Annotated in this window: 2 protein-coding genes; one reads left to right on the top strand and one right to left on the bottom strand. The window is 71.9% G+C overall.

Annotation, left to right across the window (positions count from 1 at the left end):
* Positions 1 to 150, top strand: a 150-nt coding sequence (locus AOK15_RS43250; protein ID WP_157870488.1) for an alpha amylase C-terminal domain-containing protein, incomplete at its 5' end; no start/stop codon positions are given.
* A gap of 225 nt (positions 151 to 375) precedes the next feature.
* Here AOK15_RS43250 and glgB read toward each other — a convergent pair.
* Positions 376 to 3,288: a 1,4-alpha-glucan branching enzyme gene (gene glgB / locus AOK15_RS37585; RefSeq protein WP_079058928.1), complete on the bottom strand. Its 2,913-nt coding sequence runs from the start codon at positions 3,286 to 3,288 to the stop codon at positions 376 to 378.
* Positions 3,289 to 3,504: the final 216 nt, after the last annotated feature.

The following is a 3,504-nucleotide window of genomic DNA, read 5'->3' as shown; positions in this document are numbered from 1 at the left end:
GTCCTGAACACGGACGCGGCGTCGTACGGGGGGAGCGATGTCACGACAGCGCACCCGGTGAAGTCGGAGCCGACACCGTGGCACGCCCGGGGGGCGAGCGTGCGTATCACCCTCCCACCCCTGGCGACGGTGTGGCTGCGCCCGGCGTAGGGCGCCCTATGGCTCGGGGCCGCGGGCGCGTGGGCGACTGCGGGTGGTGTGTGGCTGGTCGCGCAGTTCCCCGCGCCCCTGGAGGGACGGGCCCGCGGCCCGCCCTTCATCGGAAAAGCACGGGGCCGCAGGCCCCCGCTTTTCCAGGGGCGCGGGGAACTGCGCGACCAGCCACACATCACCCGCAGTCGCCCACGCGCCCGCGGCCCCGAGCCATAGGGCGCCCTACGCCGGGCGCAGCCACACCGTCGCCAGGGGTGGGAGGGTGATACGCACGCTCGCCCCCCGGGCGTGCCACGGTGTCGGCTCCGACTTCACCGGGTGCGGTGTCGTGACATCGCTCCCCCCGTACGACGCCGCGTCCGTGTTCAGGACCTCCCGCCACGCCGGGACGTCGTCGGGGACGCCCAGCCGGTAGTCCCGGCGGATCACCGGGCTGAAGTTGGAGACGGCCAGCAGGGGCGTGCCGTCCGCGTCGAGCCGCAGGAAGGCCAGGACGTTGTCCTCGGCCGCGTCCCCCGTGATCCAGGAGAAGCCGGACGGGTCGGTGTCGCGCTGCCAGAGTGCGGGGGTGTCGCGGTACACGGCGTTGAGGTCGCGGACCAGGTCCCGCACCCCCCGGTGGTCCGCCTCGGCGCCGTACGCCGGGTCGAGGAGCCACCAGTCGGGGCCGTGCGCCTCCGACCACTCGCCGCCCTGGGCGAACTCCTGCCCCATGAAGAGGAGCTGCTTGCCGGGGTGCGCCCACATGAAGCCCAGGTACGCACGGTGGTTGGCCCGCTGCTGCCACCAGTCGCCCGGCATCTTCGACACCAGGGAACGCTTGCCGTGCACGACCTCGTCGTGCGAGATCGGCAGGACGTAGTTCTCGCTGTACGCGTACACCATCGAGAACGTCATCTCGTTGTGGTGGTGCTTGCGGTGCACCGGCTCCTTCGCCATGTAGCCGAGGGAGTCGTGCATCCAGCCCATGTTCCACTTCAGGCCGAAGCCGAGGCCGCCGAAGCCACCGGGGCCGACATGGTGGGTGGCGCGGGTGACGCCGTCCCACGCCGTGGACTCCTCCGCGATCGTCACGACCCCCGGCACCCTGCGGTACACGGTCGCGTTCATCTCCTGGAGGAAGGACACCGCGTCCAGGTTCTCCCGGCCCCCGTGCTCGTTCGGGGTCCACTGGCCCGGCTCACGCGAGTAGTCGAGGTAGAGCATGGAGGCGACGGCATCCACGCGCAGCCCGTCGATGTGGTACTCCTCGCACCAGAACAGGGCGTTCGCCACGAGGAAGTTGCGCACCTCGCGGCGGCCGTAGTCGAACTCCAGCGTCCCCCAGTCGGGGTGCGCGGCCCGCGCCGGGTCCTGGTGCTCGTACAGCGGACGCCCGTCGAACTCGGCCAGGGCCCAGTCGTCCCGCGGGAAGTGCGCCGGCACCCAGTCCATCAGCACCCCGATCCCGGCCCGGTGCAGCGAGTCGACGAGGTACTTGAAGTCGTCCGGGCCGCCGAGCCGGGCCGTGGGCGCGTAGAACCCGGTGACCTGGTAGCCCCAGGAGCCGCTGAAGGGGTGCTCGGCGATGGGCAGCAGCTCGACATGGGTGAACCCGAGGTCCCTGACGTACGCCGGGAGCTGCTCGGCGAGCTGGCGGTACGTGAGGCCGGGACGCCACGACGGCAGATGGACCTCGTACACGGAGAACGGCGCCTCGTGCGCGGGGACCTCCGCCCGTCGCGTCATCCACTCCTCGTCGCCCCACTCGTAGTGCGACGCGTGCACGACGGACGAGGTGTTCGGCGGGACCTCCGTACGGCGGGCCAGCGGGTCGGCGCGCAGCGTCCTCGTACCGTCCGGGCGGGTGATCTCGAACTTGTACAGCTCGCCCTCGCCGATCTCCGGCACGAACAGCTCCCACACACCGGAGGAGCCCAGCGCGCGCATCGGGTAGCCCGTGCCGTCCCAGTAGTTGAAGGTCCCGGCCAGCCGTACGCCGCGCGCGTTCGGCGCCCACACCGTGAAGCGGGTGCCGGTCACGCCCTGGTGGGTCATCGTCCGGGCCCCGAGCGCCTGCCAGAGCTCCTCGTGGCGGCCCTCGTTGACCAGGTGCAGATCCAGTTCCCCGACGGCCGGCAGGAAGCGGTACGCGTCCTCGGTCTCCTGGGTGTTCCCCTCGTACGTGATCAGCAGCCGGTACACCTCCGGTACGTCCCGCAGCGGCAACAGCCCCGAGAAGAAGCCCTCACCGTCGTCGTGCAGCTCCGCCCTCAGCGAGCCCGCCACGACGGTCACGCCCAGCGCGAACGGCCGGAACGCCCGGAACACCACGCCCTCCGCGACCGGGTGCGCCCCCAGCACGGCGTGCGGCTCATGGTGCGTACCGGCCAGCAACCGCTCCCGTTCAGCCCCGTCCACGGCGGGCGAGAAGGCCGACTGGACGGACTCGGTGACGGCGGCGGAGGGCTGGGCCGGTACGGACGGCTGGGCGGAGACGGGGGGTTCGGTGGGTGACGCCGACGGGGCCGCTGCCGTCGTCTGCTGAGCGGGAACGGCCGGCTGGGCACCGGCGCTCGACCGCGGCGGGACGGCCGGCTGTGCGGGTACCGCCGCTTCCTCGACCGGCGGGACGGCCGACGCCGCCGTCGTCTTCTCCGGCTCCCCCGAAGTCCGCACCACCCCGACCGCCTTCTTGGCCGCGGCCTTCTTCGTCACGGCCTTCTTCGTCACAGCCTTCTTGGTGGCGGTCTTCTTGGCCGCGGCCTTCTTCGACACGGCGGTCTTGGACACGGCGGTCTTGGACACGGCGGTCTCGGCCGCCGTCGCCTTGGACGCTGCTGTCTCGGCCGCGGTCGCCTTGGCCACGGCCTTCTTCGCGACCGCCTTCTTGGCGACAGCCTTCTTCGTGACCGCCTTCTTCGCGGGCGTCTTCTTGGCAGGGGCCTTCTCGACCGCCGTCTCGGAAGCAGCAGTCGCCTTGGACGCAGGGGACTTGGCCGCGGGGGCCTTCGAAACGGGAGCCTTCGAAGCGGAGACCTTCGAAGCGGGGGTCTTCGACGCCGGGATCTTCGGGACCGAGGTCTTGGAAGCCGTGCTCTTCGTCGCCGAGGTCTTCCTGGTGGCGGCCTTCGCGACAGCCTCCGTCTCCTCCACGCCCCCGCCGAGGTCGGTGCCGGCCTTGGCCCTCGGGGTCCTCTTCGCCGGGGCTTTCCTCGCCGCGCTCTTCCGGGCCGGGGTCTTCTGCGCGGCCGTCTTCCCGGCGGCGTCCTCGCCGACGGCGGCCGCCGTCTCGGCGGCCTCGGCGTTCGTCGTCCTCTGGGCCGGGACCTTCTTCGCGGTCTTCGCCGTGGTCCCGGCCTTGGAGGCCGT

This window comes from Streptomyces ossamyceticus (assembly GCF_001418475.1).
Classification (GTDB): Bacteria; Actinomycetota; Actinomycetes; order Streptomycetales; family Streptomycetaceae; genus Streptomyces; species Streptomyces ossamyceticus.
This window is presented reverse-complemented; position numbering and strand designations above follow the sequence as displayed.